We start from the raw sequence: 21737 nt of genomic DNA on the forward strand, positions 1-21737 counted from the left end.
TCCGACCACAGTAGACAGACATCCCCACCCACGTGGTTGTCAGCGCCGGTAAACCCGTTGCGAGCGGCCGAGATCAGTTGTCTGGTTGACGGACCACCGAACACGGAAGGGACCATGACCCTCATGTCGCTGCCCACTCCCACGCTGCACACCGCCCGCCTGCGACTGCGTCCGTTCGACGACACGGACGCGGACGACCTGTTCGCGCTGCACAGCAACGCCGAGGTGCTGCGCTACTGGGACTCGCCGCCGTGGACCGAACCCGCGCGCGCCGAGCGGTTCCTAGCGGTCTGCCGGCAGCTGGCGGAGGAGGGCACCGGGGCCCGGCTGGTCGTGGAGCGCGCCTCGGACGGGGCCTTCCTCGGCTGGTGCACCCTGCACCGGTGGAATCCGGACTACCGCAGTGCATCGCTCGGCTACTGCTTCGGCGAGGCAGCGTGGGGCCACGGCTACGCGACGGAGGCCGCGCGTGCTCTGCTCGGGTGGGCATACGGCACGCTGGACCTCAACCGCGTCCAGGCGGAGGCCGACACCCGCAACGTGGCGTCTGCCCGAGTCCTGGAGAAGCTCGGGTTCGTACGCGAGGGGACGTTGCGCGAAGACTGCGTCGTGAACGGCGACGTCTCCGACTCGTGGGTCTACGGACTGCTCAGGCGCGAGTGGCAGCCGCCGTCCGAACCGACTCCGGACAGCTGACCTGGCTCTTTCACCACCGCGCCGCGCCATCACGGGCGATAATGGTGCGAGCCCCCGTCGGCCTCCCCCACTGGGACCGACACCACGTCCATGCCGGCGATGGGGGCGACGATGGCACGCACGGTGGCCGATCTGATGGTCGCGACGCTGAAGGCGTCCGGGGTGCGCCGCGTGTACGGGGTTCCCGGCGATTCGCTCAACGGGCTCACCGATGCGCTGCGCCGCGACGGCGGGATCACCTGGCAGCACGTGCGCCACGAGGAGGCCGCCGCGTTCGCCGCCGCGGGCGAGGCGGCCGTGACCGGCGAACTCGCGGTGTGTGCCGGCAGCTGCGGTCCGGGCAACCTGCACCTGATCAACGGCCTGTTCGACGCGAACCGCAGTCGCGTCCCCGTGCTGGCGATCGCCGCGCAGATCCCGCGCGACGAGATCGGCTCCGGCTACTTCCAGGAGACCCACCCACAGGAGCTGTTCCGCGAGTGCTCCGTCTACCGCGAGCTGGTCAGCGTCCCCAGCCAGTTGCCGCAGGTGCTCGCGACCGCGCTGCGCACCGCGCTGGCCCTGGGCGGCGTATCGGTCGTCGTGGTGCCCGGGGAGGTGTTCCTCGCCGACGCACCGGGCGACGCCCGGCCGCTGTCGATCCGCCCCGTGTCGCCACTGGTGCGGCCCGACGACACCGCGCTCGACGCCGCGGCGGCGGTGCTGAACGCCGCCGAACGGGTCACGATCCTCGCCGGGGCGGGCTGTGCCGGAGCACACGACCGACTGCTCGCCGTGGCCGGGGCGTTGCAGGCGCCGGTGGTGCACGCGTTCCGCGGCAAGGAGTTCGTCGAGTACGACAACCCGTACGACGTGGGCATGACGGGGCTGATCGGCTTCAGCTCCGGCTACCGGGCGATGGAGCACTGCGACGCGCTGCTCATGCTCGGCACCGACTTCCCCTACCGCCAGTTCTATCCCGAGGGCGTCCCAGTGGTGCAGGTGGACGTGCGCGGGGAGCAGATCGGCCGCCGGGTGGCCGTCGACGTGCCGCTCGTGGGCACGGTCCGCGACACCGTCGACGCCCTGCTGCCGAGGCTCACCGCCAAGGCGGACTCGGCGCACCTGGACCGGATGACCGCCCACTACCGGCGGGCCCGCGCCAGGCTCGACCGGCTCGCCGAGGCGAACGCCGACGACTCGCCGCTGCACCCGCAGCACGTCACCGCCGTCATCGACCGGCTCGCCGCCGACGACGCGATCTTCACCGCCGACGTCGGCACACCCTGTATCTGGGCCGCCCGCTACCTGCACATGAACGGCCGGCGCCGGCTCATCGGCTCGTTCAACCACGGGTCCATGGCCAACGCCCTGCCGCAGGCCATCGGCGCGCAGGCCGAACACCCCGCCCGCCAGGTCGTCTCGCTGTCCGGCGACGGCGGCCTGGCCATGCTGCTCGGCGAGCTGATCACGCTGCGCCAGATGCGGCTGCCGGTGAAGGTGGTGGTGTTCAACAACGGCGCGCTGTCGTTCGTCGAGCTGGAGATGAAGGCCGCGGGCTTCGTCACCTTCGCCACCGACCTGGACAACCCCGACTTCGCCGCGATGGCCGAGGCGGCCGGGCTGTTCGGGGCCCGCGTCGACAAGGCGGGCGACCTGGAGGACGCCGTGCGGGCCGCGTTCGCCCATCCCGGCCCGGCGCTGCTCGACGTGCGCACCGCGCGACACGAGCTGTCCCTGCCGCCCAAGCTCACCCTCGGCCAGATCAAGGGCTTCACGCTGTACGCCACCAGGACCATCCTGTCCGGGCGCGGCTCCGAGATCGTCGAACTGGCCAAGACGAACCTGCGCGACCTCGACGCCGAATAACCAGCCGCTGACCTGCCCGACAACCCGGACACAACCCCGTCACAACCCCGGCCGCGAACGCTGTGCCCAGCGGCCGGGACCACCGGCCCGTTCCCGGCACAGCAGCCGCGAGGCCCGTCCGGCCCGCGGCGGAACGGAGTCCCCCATGCAGACCACTTCCCTCCTGCGCAGGCTCGGCGCGTTCGGCGCGCTGACCGGCGTCGCGCTCGCGGCGGGCCTCGCCGTCGGCACCCCGGCGCAGGCGGCCACCACGCTGAAGGTCGCGACCGTCATCTGCAACGAGGAGACCGACGAGATCGGCGACGACAGCCCGTACTTCCTGGTCTTCGCGGCCAGCACGACCAACCCCGGTGCGACGGCCTTCGGCAAGTGGGGCCCCGGCGGCTGGGACGACGAGATCGCCAGCGGCGACTCCTACAGCCCGAACGCGTCCATCGCCGGCGGCGTGAGCAACAGCACCTGGCGGCTCATCTCGCTGATGGTCGAGGAGGACTACGACAACGATCTCACCGCCGGTGAGATCGCCTGGATCGGCAACAACATGTACAACCAGTACCAGATCTCGTTCTGGAAGCCGGCCAGCACGATGATCTCGGAGATGCGGGCCACGCTGCGCAACACGACCGCCATGTACCTGTCCAACGACGACATGGTCGCCACGGCCAGCAGCAGCATCGGCAGCTGGGCTTACTACGTCGGCGACGGCGGCTCCTACCAGGTCAGGTACACCCTGCCCTGATCCGTGCACCGTGCCGGTGGCAGCCCGAAGGCGGCCACCGGCACGTCGTGTGCTCAGAGTTCGTCGAGGCTGACCTCAACCATCCGGCCGTCTGGTCCCATCCGGAACAGCCGCGGCGGCCCCATCGACGCGCTGATCTGTGCGTACATGGCCTCCCGGGCGGCCTGCTCGGCCCCGGTGGGATCGGTGACCTGGAAGCCGTACATGGGCACGGACTCCGCTTCGAGTTCGTCCGGTTGCGGGTACCCTTCGAGGACGAAGCCGAACAGCTCACGCAGCGCCTCCTCGCCGAGTTCGAGCGGGTGGAACGGCAGCGGGTATGGCTCCTCGTCCTCGTCCGACCAGGGTTCGACCGGGTGCTCGCCGGCCCAGTACGGCAGTTCGAACGCGTACGGCTCGCCGATGTTCTCCATGATGCCGCTGTCCGGCGACAGGCTCAGCGACCGGATCAGCCGGCCGTCCTCCCAGACCGCGAAGCAGAGCCAGTCGACGACGGAGTGCATGCCGTGCATGACGATCCGCCGGCCCGCACCCAGGGCGAGCAGGTGTTCGGGTAGTTCCGAGGGGCGGTCGAGGACGAACCGCCGGTCGCAGAAGATCTCCGCACCGGGCAGCACGGCGACATTGGTGACGTCGTCCGACGGGTTGGTGTCGTCGAGGGTGGTCTCCGCGTCGAACTCGACCCGATACCCGGGGTGGACCCGGCGCACCGCCTCCTGCGCCTCGGCGCGGCGGGTTGTCGCCGCGCCCCGCAAGGCCGCACGGAGATCTCCGTCGGCGAACGCCAGCAACGCGGTCTTCGCACCCATCACCACTCCCAGTAATCCACCGGACCGAGGTCACGCACACTACGGCGCGGGTCCGACGACAAGCGGTGGCGCCGGGCGGCACGGCAACGGCCGCTCCAGATCGTTGCCGTGCCTGCTCGGAACGTCAGCGTGACGCGGCCACCCGTACCGGGTGCTCGGCCAGCTCCACCCGGACGGCGGCACCCGGACCGAGGCCCGCGGCCCGGCGGGTTGCCAGGTCGGCCTTGACCCCGACCCCGCCCGGCAGCTCCACGAACAGCCGGGTGGTCGGCCCCAGGAACGACACCGTCACGACCCGGGCCGCCCCGTCGGCGTCGGCGCTGACGTGTACGTCCTCCGGCCGGATCAGCACGTCCACCGTGTTCTCGGCGGGGACGTCGCCGAGCACCGGCAGCCGCTGCCCCGCCACCTCCACGCGGCCCTCGCCGGTGAGCCGGCCCGGCACGCGGTTCATGGTGCCGACGAACTCGGCCACGAACGCCGTCGCCGGGTGGTGGTACAGCTCGACCGGTGTCGCGCACTGCTCCAGCCGTCCGTCGCGCAGCACCGCGACCCGGTCGGCCATGGACAGCGCCTCCTCCTGGTCGTGCGTCACGAAGATCGTGGTGATGCCGAGGTTCTTCTGCAGCCGGGAGATCTCCTCCCGCAGGGTGAGCCGCACCTGCGCATCGAGCGCCGACAGCGGCTCGTCGAGCAGCAGCACCCGGGGTTGCAGCGCCAGCGCCCGCGCGAGGGCGACCCGCTGCTGCTGTCCGCCGGAGAGCTGGTGCGGATACCGGTCGCCCTGGGTGGGCAGGCCGACCATCGCGAGCAGCTCATCGGCGCGGGCCCGGCGGGTCGCCGCGTCGACCTTGCGGATGCGCGGCCCGAACGCGACGTTGTCACGCGCGGTCAGGTTCGGGAACAGGCTGTACGACTGGAACACCATGCCCGCGTCACGCTTGTTGGCGGGCACCCCGACGATGTCGGCCCCGTCGACGAGCACCTGCCCCGAGTCGGGGTGGTCGAATCCGGCGACCATGCGCAGCGCGGTCGTCTTGCCGCAGCCCGACGGCCCGAGCAGCGCCAGCAGCTCCCCGGGCGCGATGGTCAGGTCGAGCCCGTCCAGCGCCACGGTGCTGCCGAACGTCCGCCGCAGGGCGCGGAACTCGACGCCCGCCCCCGAACTCTTCGCCGACATGGTCATCGTTGTTCCTCGTTCTTGGTGGTCCGGGTGCCCGCACTCGACAGGGCGAGCAGCAGCAACCAGGTGATCAGGAGGCTGAGCAGCGACACCGCGACGGACAGCCGCGCCTCGCTGCCGCTGACCTTGACGATCCACACCGGGAACGTCTCGAAGGTCAGGATCCGGGCGATGGTGTACTCGCCCAGCACCAGCGCCAGCGTCAGGAACGCGGCCCCGGCCAGCGAGCTGCGCAGGTTGGGCAGCAGCACGCGGACGAGCACCTGCCACCAGCTCGCCCCGCAGTTGCGGGCGGCCTCGGTCAGCGTCGGCACGTCGATCGCGCGCAGGCCCGAGTCGAGGGAACGGAAGACGAACGGCAGCGCCAGCACCGTGTACGACAGCACGAGCGCGAGCGGGAAACGTTCGTCCTGCACGGCGAGGAACGTCTGGTACAGCGGGGTGCGGGAGAGCCGTTCGGGGCCGAGTTGCAGGATGGAGCCGATCCCGGCGACGAACGCGATGGGCGGCACGACCAGCGGCAGGGTGCACAGCACCTCGATGACCGTGCCGAGCCGGCCGGGTCGCAGCCGCACTGCGACCATCGCGGGCACCACCAGTGCCAGCACCAGCACGATCGTGGCGACGGCGAGCAGCAGCGACAGCCCGAGCCCGTCCAGGAAGCCGGGCGCGCCGAGGATCTGGGTGTACGCCTGCCCGGTCAGGCCCTGCCCCGGCACGTCCACGGTGAACACGAACGACGCGATCAGCGGCGCGGCGAAGTAGAGCCCGGCCAGGGCCAGGACGGCGCCGTGCCAGGCGCGGGCGCGGCGGGTCAGCGCAGCCATCGGGCGCTCCGTCGTTGCAGGGGCAGGTAGATCGCCATGACCAGCCCGGCCACGACCACCATGTCCAGGGCCAGCGCGGAGGCGACGCCCTCCTGCCCGATCAGCACGTTGCCCGACAGCGCGTCGGCGATCTGCAGGGTGACCAGGGGCAGCACGCTGCCGACCATGGCCGCGGCGGTGGCGTACGCGGCGAAGGCGGTGCCGAACAGCAGCACGAAGCCGCCGAGCAGCGACGGGCCCAGCACGGGCAGGCCGATCAGCCGCCAGAACTGCCAGCCGGTGGCGCCGCAGTTGGCGGCGGCCTCGCGCCACTGGGGGCGCAGCCCGTCCAGTGCGGGCGAGATGACCAGCACCATCAGCGGGATGAGGAAGTACAGGTAGACCACGGCAAGCCCGGCGGGGGTGTAGAGGCTCCACCCGGCCTCGGTCAGGTGCAGCAGTTCGGTCATCACGCCGGAGATGCCCAGGGTGGCGATGAACGCGAAGGCGAGCGGCACGCCGCCGAAGTTGGCCAGCACGCCGGAGGCGGTGACGACGAGGTTGCGCAGGCCGGGCAGCCGGCTGGCGACGACGGCCTGGGCGAGCAGCGTGCCGAGCACCACGCCGAGCGCGGCGGTGACCAGCGACAGCTTGATGCTGCTGGTGAGCGCGTCGAGGTAGGCGCCCTGCACGGAGCGGGTCAGGTTGTCGGCGGTCAGCGTGGTCGTGCCGGTGGCGCGGTCGGTGACGGTGACCGCACCGACCAAGACCGCGATCATCGGCAGTCCGAAGAAGACGGTGACGAAGGCCAGCAGCGGCAGCGCGGCCAGGGTGGCCGGGCCGCGGCGTGGGCGGGCCCCCGCCCGGCCGGACGCCGTGGGGGCGGCGTCCGGCACGGGCGGGGACACGGTGGTGACGGCGGTCGGCATCGGTCAGCCGGCCAGGGCCTTGGCCCAGTTGGCGACCAGGTCGGCCTTGGCCTTGTCGTTCTGCGCGGGGGTCGGGAAGCTCGGCTCGCCCTCGACCTTCGGCAGCGCGGACACCAGGTCGGCCTGCGCCGTACCGTCGGTGATCATGCCGGGCAGCAGGACGGGGCGGGCGAAACCCTTCAGCCACAGGTTCTGGCCCTCGGCGCTGTAGAGGAACTCCTGCCACAGCCGCGCGGCGGCGGGGTGCGGCGCGTCGAGGTTGACGGCCTGCGCGTAGAAGTTGGCGTACTTGCCGTCGGCGGGGATGGCGACCTTCCAGTCGATGCCCTTGGCGGCGAACTGCTTGGCGTAGCCGGCGTTGAGGTAGTCCCAGTCCAGGCTGATCGGGGTCTCGCCCTTCTCGACCGTGGCCGGGGTGGACTCCACCGGGATGAAGTTGCCGGACTTGTTCAGCGCGGCGAAGAAGTCGATGCCGGGCTGGATGTCGTCGAAGCTGCCGCCGTTGGCCAGCGACGCGGCGTACACCGCGGCGATCGCCGCCCCCGCCTTGGTCGGGTTGCCGTTGAGGGCGACCTTGCCCTTGTACTCGGGCTTCTTCAGGTCGGCGAAGGTCTGCGGGCAGACCGCGACGCGCTTGGCGTCGCAGCCGATCGACACGTAGCCGCCGTAGTCGTTGAACCAGCGGCCTTCGGCGTCCTTCTGCGAGGCCGGGATCTTGTCCCACGCGGCGACCTTGTACGGCGCGAACAGGCCCTCCTGCGCGCCGCTGATGGCGAACGCGACACCGAGGTCGAGCACGTCGGGGGCCCGGTCCTGGCCCTTGAGGGTCTTCACCGCGGTGATCTCGTCGGCGCTGGAGCCGTCGGGGTTGTCACTGTTGACCTTGATGCCGTACTTCTTGCTGAAGGCCTCGATGACCTCGCCGTAGTTGGCCCAGTCCGGCGGCAGCGCGATGACGTTGAGCTGGCCCTCCTTCTTGGCGGCGGCGATCAGTCCGTCCATGCCGCCGAAGTCGGCGACCGAGGTGGCCTTGTCGGCGGCGACCCCGGAGGCGGTGGCCGGGGCCTCCTCCTTCGCACCGCACGCGGCGGCGGCCAGGGCCGTGGTCAAGGAAAGCGCCAGCACGGCGGCCAGGCGGCCGGTCCGGCGTGAGAGAGCGGGGTACATCTGCGGGTCTCCCGGGTGGGTCGGATCTGCAAGCGCACCCAGTAGGCACGGCGGGGATGTCGGCGAACTGAACTGCGTGACATCATTCGGCCGCGCCGGCCTGAACAAGGCAGGCGACGAGCCTGGAACGTGTGCCACGTCACCGGACCGGATTCCGGCTCGTGGTCGGCCTGCGGGCCGGACCGGGCCGACGCCCACGGCACTGGCATGATCGCGCCCGTGACGACACGCGTAGCCCTCATCACCGGCAGCTCTCGCGGACTCGGCCGGGTCATCGCCCGGCGGCTGGCCCGCGACGGCATGGCGGTGGCCGTCAACGGCCGGCAGGAGAAACCGCTGGCCGAGCTGGTCGACGAGATCCGCGCCGAGGGCGGCACCGCCGCCGCCTTCCCCGCCGACGTCACCGACGAGCAGGACGTCGCCCGGCTGGCCGATACGATCGCCGCGCGGCTGGGCCCGGTGGACGTGCTGGTGCTCAACGCGACCGGCCCGCAGCCCGAAGGCTTGATCGGCGACGCGGACCGCGCCGCGTTCGAGGCGCAGCTGGCCTTCTTCGTGCACAGCCCGGTGCTGCTCGGGCGGGCGCTGACGCCGGGCATGATCGCGCGCGGCTTCGGCCGGATCGTGCACCTCGACTCGGAGGTGGCCGACCGGCCGCAGCCGGGCTGGTCGGCGTACGCCACCGCGAAGAACGCCCAGATCGGCCTGGCCCGCGCCTGGGCGCGCGAGCTGGCCCCGCACGGCATCACGGTGAACAGCGTCGCGCCCGCCTGGATCCCGGTCGAGCGGCACGCCGGCTCCACCGTGGACGGCTACCTGGCCACGGTGCCCGCCGGGCGGATGGGCACCCCGGAGGACATCGCGCACGTGGTCAGCTTCCTGGCCTCCGAGGGAGCAGGCTTCGTCACCGGGCAGCGCATCGTCGTGGACGGCGGCCGCAGCCTGCACGCCTGACCGCCGCCCGATCCCGCGTTGGCGCTCCGCTCGACCTGGTTTGTCATAAAATCGGGTGATGTGCCGACCCGCGCGAGGGGGGTGAGATGGCTGCCACGGAACCGGCGTACGAGGTGGAGCTGTCGTGCGCGGTCAACGGGGAGCCGGTGCACGTGCGCGTGGACACCCGGGAGTCGCTGCTCGACCTGCTGCGCGAGCGGCTCGGCGTGACCGGCCCGAAGAAGGGCTGCGACCACGGCCAGTGCGGCGCGTGCACGGTGCACCTCGACGGCCGCCGGGTGGTGTCCTGCCTGACCCCCGCCGTGCAGGTGGCGGGCGCGGACGTGACCACGGTCGAGGGCCTGGCCGGCCCCGACGGCGAGCTGCACCCGCTGCAGCAGGCGTTCATCGACCACGACGCGCTGCAGTGCGGCTACTGCACTCCCGGCCAGATCATGTCCGGCCTGGCCTGCCTGGCCGAGGGCCATGCGGGCGACGACGACCAGGTGCGCGAGTACATGAGCGGCAACCTGTGCCGGTGCGGGGCGTACGCGGGCATCGTCGCGGCCGTACGCGCCGTCGCCGAGCAGCAGGGGCGCTGAGGCGTGCGCCCGTTCGCGTACACCGCAGCCGCGACCGCGGCCGAAGCCGTCGACGCGCTCGCGGCGGCAGGCCCGCAGGCCCGGCTGCTCGCGGGCGGCACCACGCTGTACGACCTGATGAAACTGGAGATCGAGACCCCGCCGACGGTCGTGGACGTGCACCGGGTCGCCGACCTGGCTGGCTTCGACACCTCCGGCGAGCGCGAACTGGTGTTCGGCGCGGGCGCGCGCATGGCCGACGTCGCCGAGGACGGCCGGCTGCGCCGCGACTACCCGGCCCTGACCGAGTCGCTGTGGCGCGCCGCGTCGCAGCAGCTGCGCAACATGGCCACCCTCGGCGGCAACCTGCTGCAGCGCACCCGCTGCCCGTACTTCCGCGGCGGGGAGCCGTTCGCGTGCAACAAGCGCAGCCCCGGCAGCGGCTGCGCCGCCCAGGAGGGTCTCGACCGCTCGCACGCCCTGTTCGGCGGCAGCGAGTCGTGCATCGCGGTGTACCCGGGCGACTGGGCCACCGCGCTGATCGCGTTCGACGCCGAGGTGGACGTGCTCGGGCCGGGCGGCGCACGCAGCCTGCCGCTGGCGCGGCTGCACCGCGAACCCGGGGACACCCCGCAGCTCGAACACACCCTGGAACCGGGCGAGCTGATCACCCGGATCCGGGTGCCGGTCACCCCGGCGGGCCGCGGCTCGGCCTATCTGAAGATCCGCGACCGCGAGTCGTACGCGTTCGCGCTGGTCTCGGCGGCCGTCGCGCTGACCCTGGACGACGACGGCCGGGTCGGCGACTGCCGCATCGCCGTCGGCGGCGTGGCCACCCGCCCGTGGCGGGTCCCCGCGGCCGAGCAGGCGCTGCGCGGGCAGCCGATCACCGAGGCGAGCGCCCGCGAGGCAGGCGAGGCCGCGTTCGCCGACGCGCGTCCGGGCCGCCACAACGCGTTCAAGATCGAGCTGGGTACCCGCACCGTCGCCGACGCGGTGCACCTGGCGGCGGGCAGGGCCGCCGGATGAGCCCGTTGCCCGCCGACCTCCCACCCGTGGACACCCGCCGCGTCGACGCCCGGGAGAAGGTCACCGGCGCCGCCCGGTACGCCACCGACCTGCTCCCCGACGACCTCGCGTACGCCGTGCCGGCCACCGCGACCGTCGGCCGCGGCCGCATCACCGAGCTAGACACCTCGGCCGCCGCCGCGATCCCCGGCGTCCTGCTCGTGCTCACCCACCTCGACCACCTCGACCTGCAGTCCCCAGGCTTCGTCATGGGCGGCGGCTACGGCGTGCAGAGCCTGCAACCGCTGCTCGACGACCAGATCGCCTACCGCGGCCAGACCATCGCGCTCGTCGTCGCCGAAACGCTGATCGCCGCCACCCAGGCCGCCAACCTGGTACGGGCCGTTTACGAGCCGGAGCCGTTCGCCGTCACTCTCGACTCCCCCGGCGTCGAGCGCCTGTCCCAGCCCGCGACCATCCCGCTGCCGTTCCTCGCCGACCTCGACGTCGGCGACGCCGAAAGCGCGTACGCCGCCGCCCCGGTGCGGGTCGACGCCGTCTACGACCAGCCGGCCCAGCACCAGAACCCGATGGAACTGATCGGCGCGACGGTCTGGTGGCACGGCGACAGCCTGGTCGTGCACGAGGGCACCCAGAACGCCGCCGCCATCCGCCACGGCCTGGCCCGACAGCTCGGCATCGACCCCGACCACGTCGAAGTGGTATCGCCGTACACCGGGGGCGGCTTCGGGCAGAAGAACTCGCTGCAGATCCACATCGCACCCCTGGCCGTGGCCGCGCGCCGGCTCGGCCGCCCGGTCAAACTCGTCGTGTCCCGCACCCAGCTGTTCCACCACACCAGCTTCCGGCCCGCGAGCCGACACCGGATCCGGCTCGGCGCCGACGAGCACGGCCGGATGCTCGCCGCGCTACACGACGTCGAGCACCAGACCTCCCGGTTCGACCTGTTCCCGCTGATGTACACCGAGACCACCGCACGCCTGTACGGCATCGGCGACTTCCGCGGCCGGCAGACCTTCGCCCGGATGGACACCCAGACGCCCGGCTTCATGCGCGCCCCGTTCGAGCACCCGGGCGTGTTCGCGTTCGAGTCCGCCGTCGACGAGCTCGCCTACGCCGCGCGCCGTGACCCGCTCGAATTCCGCCTCGCCAACGACACCACCGTCGACCCCGTCACCGGCGAGCCGTTCTCGTCCCGCCACCTGGCCCAGTGCCTGCGCCGCGGCGCCAAGCGCTTCGGCTGGAGCGCCCGGCAGCACCAACCTGCCAGCATGCGCGCCGACGACGGCTCCCTGGTCGGCTGGGGCGTCGCCGTCGGGGCGTACCCGGCCTCGATCGTGCCCTCTGCCGCGCACCTGGTCGCGACCGCCGACGGCCGGATCCGCGTCGAGGTCGACGGCCACGAGATGGGCCAGGGCATCCGGTCCTCCATCGCCCTCCTCGTCGCCGAGAACCTCGGCATCGACGTACGCCACGTCGACATCGTCGTCGGCGACACCCGCGTCGCCACCCAGCACCTCACCGCCGGATCGTGGGGCACCGCCTCCACCCTCGGCGCGGTCCACGCGGCACTGCGCGAGCTGCGCAAACAGCTCGGCGCGGAGATCAACGGCCCGGTGGACGTGACGGCCGCCGTCGCCGCGACCGGCGGCGACCACGTCGAGGTCCGCGCCGAGACGCTCGGACCCGGGCAGACCGAGCAGGACGCCGAGCACGCCCGGCAGGGCCTGGTCGCCCTCTCCGGGCCGGAGTTCACCGGATACAGCTCGTTCAGCTGGATCGCCCACTTCGTCGAGGTGCATGTCGAACCGACGACCTGCCGCATCCGGGTGCCCCGCGTCGTCAGCGTCGCCGACTGCGGCCGGGTGGCCAGCCCCGTCACCGCCGCCAGCCAGGTGCGCGGCGGCATCGTCTGGGGCATCGGCGCGAGCCTGCGCGAAGCCGGCGAGGTGGACCCGCGCTACGGCGGCTGGCTCAACGCCAGCCTGGAGGAGTACTCGGTGCCGGTCAACGCCGACATCGGCACCCTCGACGTCGACTTCATCGGCGAACCCGACCTTCGTTTCCACCCCGTCGGGGTCAAGGGCCTCGGCGAGGTCAGCATGGTCGGCGTCGCCGCGGCGGTCGCCAACGCCGTCTACCACGCCACCGGCGTACGCCACCGCCGCCTGCCGATCCGCATCGAGGACGTGCTCGCCGGGTCCACCGGGTCGTCTCGCTGATCGCTCCGGCTGACCGGCTGACCGGCTGACCGGCTGACCGGCTCCGGGCGAAGATCGCTGTCTCGGGTCATGATCTGCGGTCGGACCGCAGTCTCTGTCCCGAGACAGCGATCATCGCCTGTGCGGCGGCTGGGAAGGCTGGACGTCGGCTGGGGAGAAATCGCTCGTCGCCGGTCAATTCCGGCAGGGTCATGCCGTTCTGCCAGGAGGGCTGGAGGTTCTGTCGGCGATTCGTCGAGCCAGGCGCGGCAGCGTCGGAGACTCACCGATCGCAAGGAGACGAGCTCCCATGATGAAGTTCTCGAAGAAGACCCTGGTCACGGTCGGCGCCGCAGGAGTACTGGCGCTCGGCATCGCGGCGCCCGCCGCCGCGTGGGCCGCCGACGGCAGCGGGTCCGCGTCCACCGGGACCACCGCGCAGGGCAAGGACAAGAACGACCAGCGAGCCGAGCATCAGCAGAAGCTGGCCGAGGCGCTCGCGAAGGAACTCGGCATCGACCAGGCGAAGGTCTCCGCCGCGCTGGAGAAGGTGCAGTCCCAGCTGCGCCCCGACGGCAAGAACGGCAAGGGCGAGAGCCGGGACGGCAAGTCCGCCGACCGGACCGCGCAGCTCAAGGAGCGGCTCGCCGCGGCGGTCAAGGCCGGCAAGCTGACCCAGGCCGAAGCCGACGCGATCACCAAGGCGACCGAGGCGGGTGTCCTCGGCGGCCACGGCCACTCACCGGACCGTACCTCCTCCAGCGAGTCCGGCAAGTGACCCCGCGGGCGGCGTCCGGTGAGGGGGATACTCGGGACGCCGCCCGCAGCGGCATCCCGATCAAGGCTGTGAGCACGGCGTGAGCGAACCGGCTCATGCCCCGCTAACGGGGCATGCGATGAGCTGTCCCCTGATGGCACGCGTACTGCTGATAGACGACCACCGCCCCGCCCGCGAAGGCCTGCGCCTGGCGCTGACCCGACACGGCCACATCGTCGAGACCGCGGACAGCGGCGAGCTGGGCCTGGCCCGGCTGCGTACGTTCGCCGCCGAGGTGGTCGTGCTCGACCTCGCGCTGCCCGGCATGGACGGCTTCGACGTGTGCCGCCGGCTGCGGGCCGAAGGGGATCTGCCGATCATCGTGCTGACCGCCCGCGACGACGACATCGACGTGGTCGCGGCGCTGGAGGCGGGCGCGGACGACTACGTGATCCAGCCGGTGCACGCCCGGATCGTCGAGGCCCGCATCCGCGCGGTCCTCAGGCGGGCCCGTCGCGAGCCCGCGCGGCCGGTCGGCTCGGAGCGGCACGGGGCGCTGACCATCGACCGGGCCTCGCTCTGCGTCGGCAAGTCGGGGCGACGGGTCCGGCTCGCCCCGACCGAGATGCGGCTCCTGCTGACGCTGTCGGCCACGCCCGGCCACGTGCACAGCCGCCACCAGCTGCTCGAAGCCGTCTGGCAACACGACTTCCTCGGCGACTCCCGCCTGGTCGACGCCTGCGTGCAACGCCTGCGCGCCAAAATCGAGGACTCCCCCGCCCGGCCGGTCTATGTGCAGACCGTGCGCGGCTTCGGGTACCGCTTCGGCCCCGTGTAAAACATCACATCCACCGTCGATAGCCGCACGAACGACGATATTGCCTGCTCAGGTGGCATGCAGCACACCTTCACGAGGTGCTAGGGTCCCCGCACCGATCAAAGGGAGACCGTATGCGCCGGGTCGCATCAATCATGTGCGTGGCACTGGCCGGCATCGCGCTGACCGGCAGCCCGGCCGCAGCCGAGGTGGCGAGCGCCGACGTCGCGATCGAATTCGAGTCGGCCAACGTCACCCTGGCGACGGTGAACCCGGAGAGCGGCCTGTTCAAAGGCGACACCGGCATCGGCTACGTGACCGTCGTCGTACGGACCCACAACTACGGGCCGAACAACACCGAGAGCACCGCGGTCGTCAGGGAGATCACCGCGCCACCCGGCACGGTCTTCCGGCAGCTCGACGAGAAGTTCTATGCGCAGCGTCCTGGCCTGTGCACCATCGTCACTCCCCACACCCGCGTCCGCTGCAAGGTCGACGGCTCGATCTGGCTGGATACGTACAACGGCGGCAGCGGCGGTCACACGAGCACCCACTACTTCGTGCTGAAGAAGAAGTGCGTCTCCCCCGGCCGGTTCCGCCTGGACTACGCGGGCGACCCGAAGACCTCGAACAACTCGGCCTCGATCCCGCTGAAGATCCCCGGCGTCACCGCTGCCACCTGCGCCGGCGCCCAGCCGAAGCCGTCGCCGACGCGGGCCGCAGCCAGCCCGAAGCCGGCGGCTGCGGCAAGCCCGGCACCGACCACCCTCGCCGTTTCGCCGAGCCTGGCCAGTGCCTCACCGTCCATGGCGAGCCCGGCCGCAGCCGAGTCGACCGCTGAAGCCTCACCACCTGCGGTCGCCCTCGCGGCATCGGAGAGTTCCAGCCCGAGCAGCGCCATCGTGCTGGGTGTGCTCGGGGCGCTGGCCGGAGTAGGCCTCCTGGCAGGCTTCTGGTTCTACGCTCGCCGCAGGTCGGCCGCAACGCCGTGATCAGGTTGCCGTAGTGCGGGCGACCATCTCCGCCGCCCGCCGGGTGTGATCACCCGACGGGCGGCTTTGCCGCGTTCGCGTACTGCTGGTCATGGCCGGGGCGACGGCTCGGGAACAGGGGCAGTTCGAACAGCCACGACGCGCCCAGGCTGAGCAGCGCTCGATGGATCAGCAGGCAGAGCGCGATCACGACAGCCGACAGGACCGCCGGATAGCAGAGCGCCGCAATGATCTGACCGGTGAACCCGAGGGTGGAGATCGGATCGTGGAGTAGCTCGTGCAGCAGTGCCAGTACGGGCATGTGGATCACGTAGATCGGCAGGGTGCGGCGTCCCAGGGCGGCGAGCGGGCCGCCGACGGCGGGCACTCGGGTGAGACGGGCGGCGGCGGTGATACCGAAGGCCACCGCGATGAGGCCGACGGCGGGCCATACCCCGGGCCATCGTTGTGCGCCGGCAACGGCCATGGCGATCAGCGCGCCCGCATAGGCGAAGAAGGACCCCGTGAGTCGGCGGCCGGTCGCGGTGTCGGCCCATCGTTCGATGTGAGGTCGCAGGTAGACGCCGGCGAGGAAGAAGACCAGGTTCTGGTACAGGCCGCCGCGATCGCCCGGGGTGGCGAGCACGCCCGCCGCGGTGATCGCCGACAGGACGGCCGCGACGGTGAGCACCGCGGCGCGGGGCAGGCGGTGCAGGGCTTTGGCGATGACGAAGTAGACGGCGAGGGCGTACAGGTACCAGAGGTTCGACGGGGTGATGGTGAGCTGTTCGAGCAGCGCGAGGGCAGAGTCGGCGCGGGCCGTGGCGAAGCCGGGGGTGGTGCCGAGGATCGCGGTGTGGATCAGCAGCCAGGCGGTGTAGAGGTAGAGGAACTTGGCGATGCGGGATCGGGCGGTCTGTCGCCAGGTCCGGGCCAGGGCGGTGGTCGCGAAGACGCCGGAGATGGTGAAGAACAGCGGCATCCGCAGTGGGAGCAGTTGCTCGCCCAGGGTGCCCCAGGCACCGGGCAGCGGGATGCCGATGTGCCAGTCGACCTGCAGGTAGTCCTTCATGACCACGTGCCACAGCACGACGAGGACGATGCAGGCGCCCTTGGCGGTGTCCGCCCACAACGCACGTGGGCGAGACCCTGGGACCGTATCGGTGACCGGCGAGATGAGTTCTGTTCGCACATGCCGAAACTGCCGAGCCGATGTCTGCGCCCATCGCGCATCACGTCACAAGACCGTCACAAGACGGGACGGTGGGTCAGCAAAGGTAGGCTCCCTCATCCCCCGGCACTGGGTTAAGACAGCCGAGCTCTTGAGGGAAGATGTAGGCGTGTTGTGGCCCGAAGCGGTCCGCCGCTCGGTGAAGCTCGGTGCGGATCGGGAAATGATCGCGGTGTACCCGCGCCGCCTGGACCTGCCCCGGTCGCTGTTCGGCGACCTCATCGGCTCCGCCACCCGCCGACTGTGGTTCGGCGGGTACACCTCCTACTTCGTCTGGCTCGATGTCGAGGGCGCAGGCCAGGTGCTGGCGAACAAGACCACGTCCGGCGCCGACGTACGATTCCTCCTCGGCGACCCGGAAAGCGTCGTCACCCGGCACCGCGAAGAGATCGAAGCCACTCCCCTGACGATCTCCACCCGCATCGCCATGACCCGAGCCGAGCTGACCAAGCACGAAATGGGAGCAGCCGTCCGGCTCTCCGACCGCCACATCGCGATGTCGGTATGGGTTTTCGACGACGACATGCTCGTCTCGGCGCACATCGGCGACGGCCTGGGACAGGACTCCGTCACCATGCACCTGCGCCGACGCCAGACTGGCGGCGCATTCGACCGCTACGCCGACCACTTCGAGCAACTCTGGACCGTCGCACACGCCGAATGACCCAGGTTCCACAGCCACGCTCGTACCCGGTCACAAAAGCCGTTGACCTTGACGTTACGTCAACTTCTACCGTGGGCTCACCGACGAGATACGGGAGGCGCGGGCGATGGAGTGGTCGATCCAGGATGTGGCACGGCTGGCCGGAACGACGAGCCGGACCCTGCGCCACTACGGCGACCTGGGCCTGCTGACGCCCAGCAGGGTAGGCGGCAACGGTTACCGCTACTTCGACCAGGACTGCCTGGTACGCCTGCAGCGCATCCTGCTGCTCCGTGAACTCGGCCTAGGCCTCCCGGTCATCGCCGAAGTGATCAACGGGGCGCAGCGGGACACCGTGGCCGCCCTCCGCACCCACCTCGACCTGCTCGAACAGGAACGCGAGCGGATCGGCCGCCAGATCGAGTCGGTGAAGACCACGCTGCGCAAAACAGAGGAAGGCGAGCAGCTCATGGCAGAGGAAGTATTCGACGGCTTCGACCACACGCAGTACGAGCAGGAGGTGACGCAGCGCTGGGGCCGCGAGGCCTACGAGCAGGGCGACCGCTGGTGGCGCTCGCTCAGCGACGCCGAGAAGGCCACGTTCAAGCAGCAGCAGGTCAACATCGCGAAGGCCTTCGCAGCAGCACACCTGGCCGGTTTGGCCGCCGACGGCGACGTGGTGCAGGCGATCACTCGGCGTCATTACGACTGGCTGGCGATCTCCCCGAGCCCCACCAAGGGCCACTTCATCGCGCTGGGCGAGATGTACGTCGACGACCCGCGCTTCACCGACGCGTACGACCGGCACGGCGCCGGCACGGCGATCCTGGTCCGCGACGCGATGAAGGTCTTCGCCGAGCGGAACCTCGACGACTGACAAAGACGCCGCCTGGCGGGCCAGGGTCCAACCCTGGCCCGCCAGGCACAGCGTCAAACGCCGCCGTCGCGTTCGGTGTCGGCCCGGGTGAAGAACCAGGTCGGCAGGCGGGTGACTCCGGCGAAGGCGGCCGAGGCCGCGACCATGGCCGCGCCCAGTCCGAAATGCAACGGAACGTCGCACAAGTGGATCGCCACAAGCGCGACGACAAATCCCACCAGCGCGCCGCCGGCGGCCTGCCGATGATGCCGCACACGGGCGTTGAAGTACGGCAGCAACAGCCCGACCAGGACGAGCATCTGCCCGAAGCCGGTGTACCACTGCCATCGACCGTCGAACAACGACTGGATCCCGCTGACCAAAACAGTCATGACGAGGTACAGCAGAGCGGTCCGCACCAGCAGCGGGTGAAATCCGACCGTCCCGGAGGGCGTCCTGCCGGAGCCGGCGAGTACCGAACGAAACCGCGTCCCCCGCGGCGTTGGGTGCATTCGCGTGAGAGTAGCCGACGTCGGCCACCGGCGAAGGTGGTCAGGGCCACCGACGGTCTACGCGGCGGGGTAGGGTGCGTTCCCGCCCGCACAGCGATACCGGATAGGCACGCATACCTTGAACGAGCAGAGCAGCGACATCACAGCGGCGCGCCCGCCAAGGACTCGCCGCAGGATCTGGTACTTCGCGGCGTTCGCGGTGCTCGTCGCGGTGGGGGTCGTCGCGGCGGTGTACGCCGGCCAAAGGCCCCTGGGTGAAGAACTCGCGACGGGCACGGCGTCCGGCTGGTATGCCGCCAAGGATGTCGGCACGACGTTCACCGACGGCCTCAACATCATCACGGTGACTCCGCAGGCTCGCGGCCCGCTGCGCCTCATCTCGGCCAGGCCGCTCATGGACGACGGCAAGACCCTGCGGGTGGTGGGGGTCCTGGCGCGTGTCATCCCGCGCATGCTGCCGCCGAACTCCACGAGCGGCGGGCTTCAACAGTCCCCCGGCTTCCCTCCGACGCTGCCCGACGCGGCGGGCGGCGTACCCGTCGAAGGCCTTGTCGTGCAGCCACCCGAGCAGGGCGAAGACCTCTGGATCGAAATCCAGATCGGGTACGAGGTGATGGCACCCGGCCGCTCCACGCGCCACGGCGTCGAGCTGGTCTACGAGTACGAGGGCACCGAGCGCAAGGCGGTCATCCCCAGCTATCTCGCGATCTGCGCGCCCGCCACGGTCGCGTGCGACCCGGAGTACGACGAGTAGCCGCCGACCGCTTCAGTCGAGCGGCGGCAGGTCCACGGAGAGCACCCGGGCGCGCACCTGGAAACCGACGCTGTCGTACATCCTGCGGGCGGGGTTGCTGTCGGCGACCTCCAGCCCGAGCCGCGGCAGCCCCGCCGCGCGCGAACCGTGCATCGCGTGCACCAGCAGCGCACGACCGAGCCCCAGCCCCTGGGCCCGTGGCGCGACGCCCAGGTTGAGGATCCAGGCGCATTCGTCCTCGGTCCACGGCACCGGCCCCGCGCACAGCACGTGGCCGGCGCTGCGCCCGTCCGGTCCGACGACCCGCGCGCAGGCCTCGGCCAGCGGCGGCACCGGTTCACCGCGCTCGAACATGCCCCGGATCTCCTTGGTGTCGCTGTCCTGCCACCGGCCGTCGGGGTGCTCCGGCCCGTACGCGGCGGCGAGTCCCTCGGCCAGGTCGTCGTCCCAGCCGCCCTCCCGCAGCGACCAGCCCTCGGGCAGAGCCGGAAGAGGCGGGAGCACGGCGAGGTCGTGGCGCATGTCGGTGGCGGCCCGGCGCAGCCGCAGCCCGCCGTCGACCAGCGCACGGGCCAGCGCGTCGTCGGGTGTGGTCAGGCGGCGTCCGGCCAGGTCACGGCGGGCCTGCGCGGCGACCTGCGCGAGGTCCGCGCCGGGCAGGGGCCGCACCCGCTCCGCGAGCAGCGTGCCGTCGTCGTCGCGCAGGCTCAGCTGGGCGAGCGGGGTGCCGTCGTCGGCGTGCAGCAGGGTGGCGTCGGGCTCGGTGCGCAGTGGCATCCGGGCACCCTATCCGGTTGATCTTCAGCGGTGCAGCTCAGTTTCGGCTGTCGGGGGTCGTCAGCCAGGCGCGGATGCCGTCGAAGGCGGTCGGGCCGTTGTCGGCGACGACGTCGCGGGCGAGGTCGGCGACGGTCGTCTCGCGCAGTGCGGCGCGCCAGGCGCGGTCGGCGACGCCCATGGCGCGCGAGATCGGGCAGGGCTTGGTGCAGGCTTCGGCGGGGGTGGCGAGCGGTCCGCGCTGGCGGATCTCGGTGCACAGGAAGGTGGGCTGCGCGCCGTCGACCGCTTCGACGATGTCGAGCAGCGTGATGTCCTCTGGTGCCCTGGTCAGGACATATCCGCCCGATTTGCCCTGGACCGACCGCACCAGACCGGCCCGCGAAAGTCCCTGGAGCTGCTTCGCTAGATACGTGCCGGACACGTCGTGCAGCTCGGCCAGGCGCGCGGCGGGCACCGGGCGGTCTGCGGCGGTGAGCACCACGCAGCAGTGCAGGGCCCATTCGACGCCTGAGGACAATTTCACAACTCCCAGTGTACTTGACCCGGACACGTTTTATCCGAGTAGAGTCTCGGACAAGAATCATCCGAGTTTGCGAACGGAGCATCACCATGAAGATCGTCATCATCGGCGGCACCGGCCTCATCGGCAGCAAGGTGGCCGAGCGGCTGCGCGCACAAGGTCACGACGTGTTCGCCGCCTCGCCCAGCAGCGGCGTGGACACCATCACCGGCGCCGGCCTGGACGATGCGCTCAAGGGCGCGGACGTGGTCGTCGACGTGGCCAACGGGCCGAACTTCGAGGACAACGCGATCATGGAGTTCTTCCGGACCTCCACCGGCAACGTGATGGCCGCCGAGAAGGCCGCCGGGGTCGGGCAGCACGTGGCGCTGTCGATCGTCGGCGCGGACCGCATCCCGGACAGCGGCTACATGCGCGCGAAGGTCGCCCAGGAGGAGCTGGTCAAGGCCGCGGGCGTGCCGTACACCATCGTGCGGGCGACCCAGTTCTTCGAGTTCACCAGCGCGATCGCGCACGGCGGCAGCCGCGGCGAGGCGATCCACCTGCCCTCGGCGATGATGCAGTCGATCGCGGCCGACGACGTCGCCGCCGCCGTGGCCGACGCCGCGATGGCCGCCCCGGCCAACGGCACGTACGACATCGCCGGGCCGGACAAGATCCGCCAGGATGACATGGTGCGCCAGATGCTGGCCGCCGACGGCGACGCGCGCGAGGTGATCACCGACCCCTCGGCGACCTACTTCGGCGCGGCCGTGACCGACACGTCCCTGGTGCCGCTCGGCGACGCCCGCATTGGAAAGATCAACTACGCGGACTGGCTGGCCGCCCGCCCCGCCGCCTGAGAGCCCGCGCCGTGCGCACGCCGGTCCACCGGGCGTGCGCACGGTTGAGCCCGGACGACCTGGACTGGACCGTGGTCGGCCCCGCGGACGGTCAGCGGCTCACCGCTGCGGCGCAGCCCGGCGGGACGACGCT

23 protein-coding genes are annotated in these 21737 nt (G+C 71.3%); 14 read left to right on the forward strand and 9 right to left on the reverse strand.

The genetic code is table 11. The features are described from left to right. Positions 1 to 114 precede the first annotated feature (114 nt). From AB0B66_RS37890 to AB0B66_RS37900, 3 genes are all read left to right on the forward strand, one after another. Positions 115 to 696 (forward strand): GNAT family N-acetyltransferase, encoded by a 582-nt coding sequence (locus tag AB0B66_RS37890; protein ID WP_360539425.1) that lies wholly within the window; start codon positions 115 to 117, stop codon positions 694 to 696. Positions 697 to 807: 111 nt separating this feature from the next. After that, positions 808 to 2544 (forward strand): ubiquinone-dependent pyruvate dehydrogenase, encoded by a 1737-nt coding sequence (gene poxB, locus AB0B66_RS37895; protein ID WP_360539427.1) that lies wholly within the window; start codon positions 808 to 810, stop codon positions 2542 to 2544. A gap of 145 nt (positions 2545 to 2689) precedes the next feature. After that, a complete protein-coding gene (locus tag AB0B66_RS37900; RefSeq protein WP_360539429.1) occupies positions 2690 to 3283 on the forward strand; it encodes a hypothetical protein in 594 nt (197 codons plus the stop codon). A gap of 53 nt (positions 3284 to 3336) precedes the next feature. Here AB0B66_RS37900 and AB0B66_RS37905 read toward each other — a convergent pair whose 3' ends face one another. From AB0B66_RS37905 to AB0B66_RS37925, 5 genes are all read right to left on the reverse strand, one after another. Further along, the gene (locus tag AB0B66_RS37905; protein WP_360539431.1) at positions 3337 to 4092 is read right to left on the reverse strand and encodes a hypothetical protein; all 756 of its coding nucleotides are present in this window, start codon (positions 4090 to 4092) and stop codon (positions 3337 to 3339) included. 124 nt (positions 4093 to 4216) lie between these two features. Next, on the reverse strand, positions 4217 to 5278 hold the full coding sequence (locus AB0B66_RS37910; RefSeq protein WP_360539433.1) for an ABC transporter ATP-binding protein: 1062 nt from the start codon (positions 5276 to 5278) through the stop codon (positions 4217 to 4219). Continuing rightward, a complete protein-coding gene (locus AB0B66_RS37915) occupies positions 5275 to 6102 on the reverse strand; it encodes an ABC transporter permease subunit (protein WP_360539435.1) in 828 nt (275 codons plus the stop codon). The genes AB0B66_RS37910 and AB0B66_RS37915 overlap by 4 nt, the downstream gene beginning before the upstream one ends. Further along, positions 6090 to 7010, reverse strand: coding sequence for an ABC transporter permease (locus AB0B66_RS37920; protein WP_360539437.1), 921 nt, complete (start codon positions 7008 to 7010; stop codon positions 6090 to 6092). The genes AB0B66_RS37915 and AB0B66_RS37920 overlap by 13 nt, the downstream gene beginning before the upstream one ends. A 3-nt stretch (positions 7011 to 7013) precedes the next feature. After that, positions 7014 to 8177 (reverse strand): ABC transporter substrate-binding protein, encoded by a 1164-nt coding sequence (locus AB0B66_RS37925; RefSeq protein ID WP_360539439.1) that lies wholly within the window; start codon positions 8175 to 8177, stop codon positions 7014 to 7016. Between the two features lie 219 nt (positions 8178 to 8396). Between AB0B66_RS37925 and AB0B66_RS37930 the strand changes: the two genes are divergently transcribed. From AB0B66_RS37930 to AB0B66_RS37960, 7 genes are all read left to right on the forward strand, one after another. Then, the gene (locus AB0B66_RS37930; protein WP_360539441.1) at positions 8397 to 9131 is read left to right on the forward strand and encodes an SDR family NAD(P)-dependent oxidoreductase; all 735 of its coding nucleotides are present in this window, start codon (positions 8397 to 8399) and stop codon (positions 9129 to 9131) included. Positions 9132 to 9217: 86 nt separating this feature from the next. Further along, positions 9218 to 9712, forward strand: a complete 495-nt coding sequence (locus AB0B66_RS37935) for a (2Fe-2S)-binding protein (protein ID WP_360539443.1) — start codon at positions 9218 to 9220, stop codon at positions 9710 to 9712. Positions 9713 to 9715: 3 nt separating this feature from the next. Beyond that, the gene (locus AB0B66_RS37940; protein WP_360539445.1) at positions 9716 to 10720 is read left to right on the forward strand and encodes a xanthine dehydrogenase family protein subunit M; all 1005 of its coding nucleotides are present in this window, start codon (positions 9716 to 9718) and stop codon (positions 10718 to 10720) included. Beyond that, positions 10717 to 12942, forward strand: coding sequence for a xanthine dehydrogenase family protein molybdopterin-binding subunit (locus AB0B66_RS37945; RefSeq protein WP_360539447.1), 2226 nt, complete (start codon positions 10717 to 10719; stop codon positions 12940 to 12942). The genes AB0B66_RS37940 and AB0B66_RS37945 overlap by 4 nt, the downstream gene beginning before the upstream one ends. 289 nt (positions 12943 to 13231) lie before the next feature. Beyond that, positions 13232 to 13699 (forward strand): hypothetical protein, encoded by a 468-nt coding sequence (locus tag AB0B66_RS37950; protein ID WP_360539449.1) that lies wholly within the window; start codon positions 13232 to 13234, stop codon positions 13697 to 13699. Positions 13700 to 13832: 133 nt separating this feature from the next. Further along, positions 13833 to 14516 carry a response regulator transcription factor gene (locus AB0B66_RS37955; protein WP_360539451.1) on the forward strand — a complete coding sequence of 228 codons (684 nt, stop codon included), beginning with the start codon at positions 13833 to 13835 and terminating at the stop codon, positions 14514 to 14516. A gap of 113 nt (positions 14517 to 14629) precedes the next feature. After that, a complete protein-coding gene (locus AB0B66_RS37960; RefSeq protein ID WP_360539453.1) occupies positions 14630 to 15487 on the forward strand; it encodes a hypothetical protein in 858 nt (285 codons plus the stop codon). Between the two features lie 49 nt (positions 15488 to 15536). Here AB0B66_RS37960 and AB0B66_RS37965 read toward each other — a convergent pair whose 3' ends face one another. After that, positions 15537 to 16658: an acyltransferase family protein gene (locus AB0B66_RS37965; protein ID WP_360539455.1), complete on the reverse strand. Its 1122-nt coding sequence runs from the start codon at positions 16656 to 16658 to the stop codon at positions 15537 to 15539. 148 nt (positions 16659 to 16806) lie between these two features. Between AB0B66_RS37965 and AB0B66_RS37970 the strand changes: the two genes are divergently transcribed. Together AB0B66_RS37970 and AB0B66_RS37975 are read left to right on the forward strand one after the other, a co-directional pair. After that, positions 16807 to 17361, forward strand: a complete 555-nt coding sequence (locus tag AB0B66_RS37970; RefSeq protein WP_360539457.1) for an XRE family transcriptional regulator — start codon at positions 16807 to 16809, stop codon at positions 17359 to 17361. A gap of 106 nt (positions 17362 to 17467) precedes the next feature. Then, complete coding sequence (locus AB0B66_RS37975; RefSeq protein ID WP_360539459.1) at positions 17468 to 18217, forward strand: MerR family transcriptional regulator; 750 nt, start codon at positions 17468 to 17470, stop codon at positions 18215 to 18217. 53 nt (positions 18218 to 18270) lie between these two features. Here the strand turns inward: AB0B66_RS37975 and AB0B66_RS37980 are convergent, their stop codons facing one another. Next, a complete protein-coding gene (locus AB0B66_RS37980; protein ID WP_360539461.1) occupies positions 18271 to 18615 on the reverse strand; it encodes a hypothetical protein in 345 nt (114 codons plus the stop codon). Positions 18616 to 18826: 211 nt separating this feature from the next. Between AB0B66_RS37980 and AB0B66_RS37985 the strand changes: the two genes are divergently transcribed. Beyond that, complete coding sequence (locus AB0B66_RS37985) at positions 18827 to 19462, forward strand: hypothetical protein (protein WP_360539463.1); 636 nt, start codon at positions 18827 to 18829, stop codon at positions 19460 to 19462. 12 nt (positions 19463 to 19474) lie between these two features. Here the strand turns inward: AB0B66_RS37985 and AB0B66_RS37990 are convergent, their stop codons facing one another. Next, a complete protein-coding gene (locus AB0B66_RS37990) occupies positions 19475 to 20239 on the reverse strand; it encodes a GNAT family N-acetyltransferase (protein WP_360539465.1) in 765 nt (254 codons plus the stop codon). A gap of 37 nt (positions 20240 to 20276) precedes the next feature. Continuing rightward, the gene (locus AB0B66_RS37995) at positions 20277 to 20765 is read right to left on the reverse strand and encodes an Rrf2 family transcriptional regulator (protein ID WP_360539467.1); all 489 of its coding nucleotides are present in this window, start codon (positions 20763 to 20765) and stop codon (positions 20277 to 20279) included. Between the two features lie 86 nt (positions 20766 to 20851). Between AB0B66_RS37995 and AB0B66_RS38000 the strand changes: the two genes are divergently transcribed. Further along, positions 20852 to 21604, forward strand: a complete 753-nt coding sequence (locus AB0B66_RS38000; RefSeq protein ID WP_360539469.1) for an SDR family oxidoreductase — start codon at positions 20852 to 20854, stop codon at positions 21602 to 21604. Positions 21605 to 21737: the final 133 nt, after the last annotated feature.

It is taken from the genome of Catellatospora sp. NPDC049111 (genome assembly GCF_040648615.1).
GTDB classification, from domain to species: Bacteria; Actinomycetota; Actinomycetes; order Mycobacteriales; family Micromonosporaceae; genus Catellatospora; species Catellatospora aurea.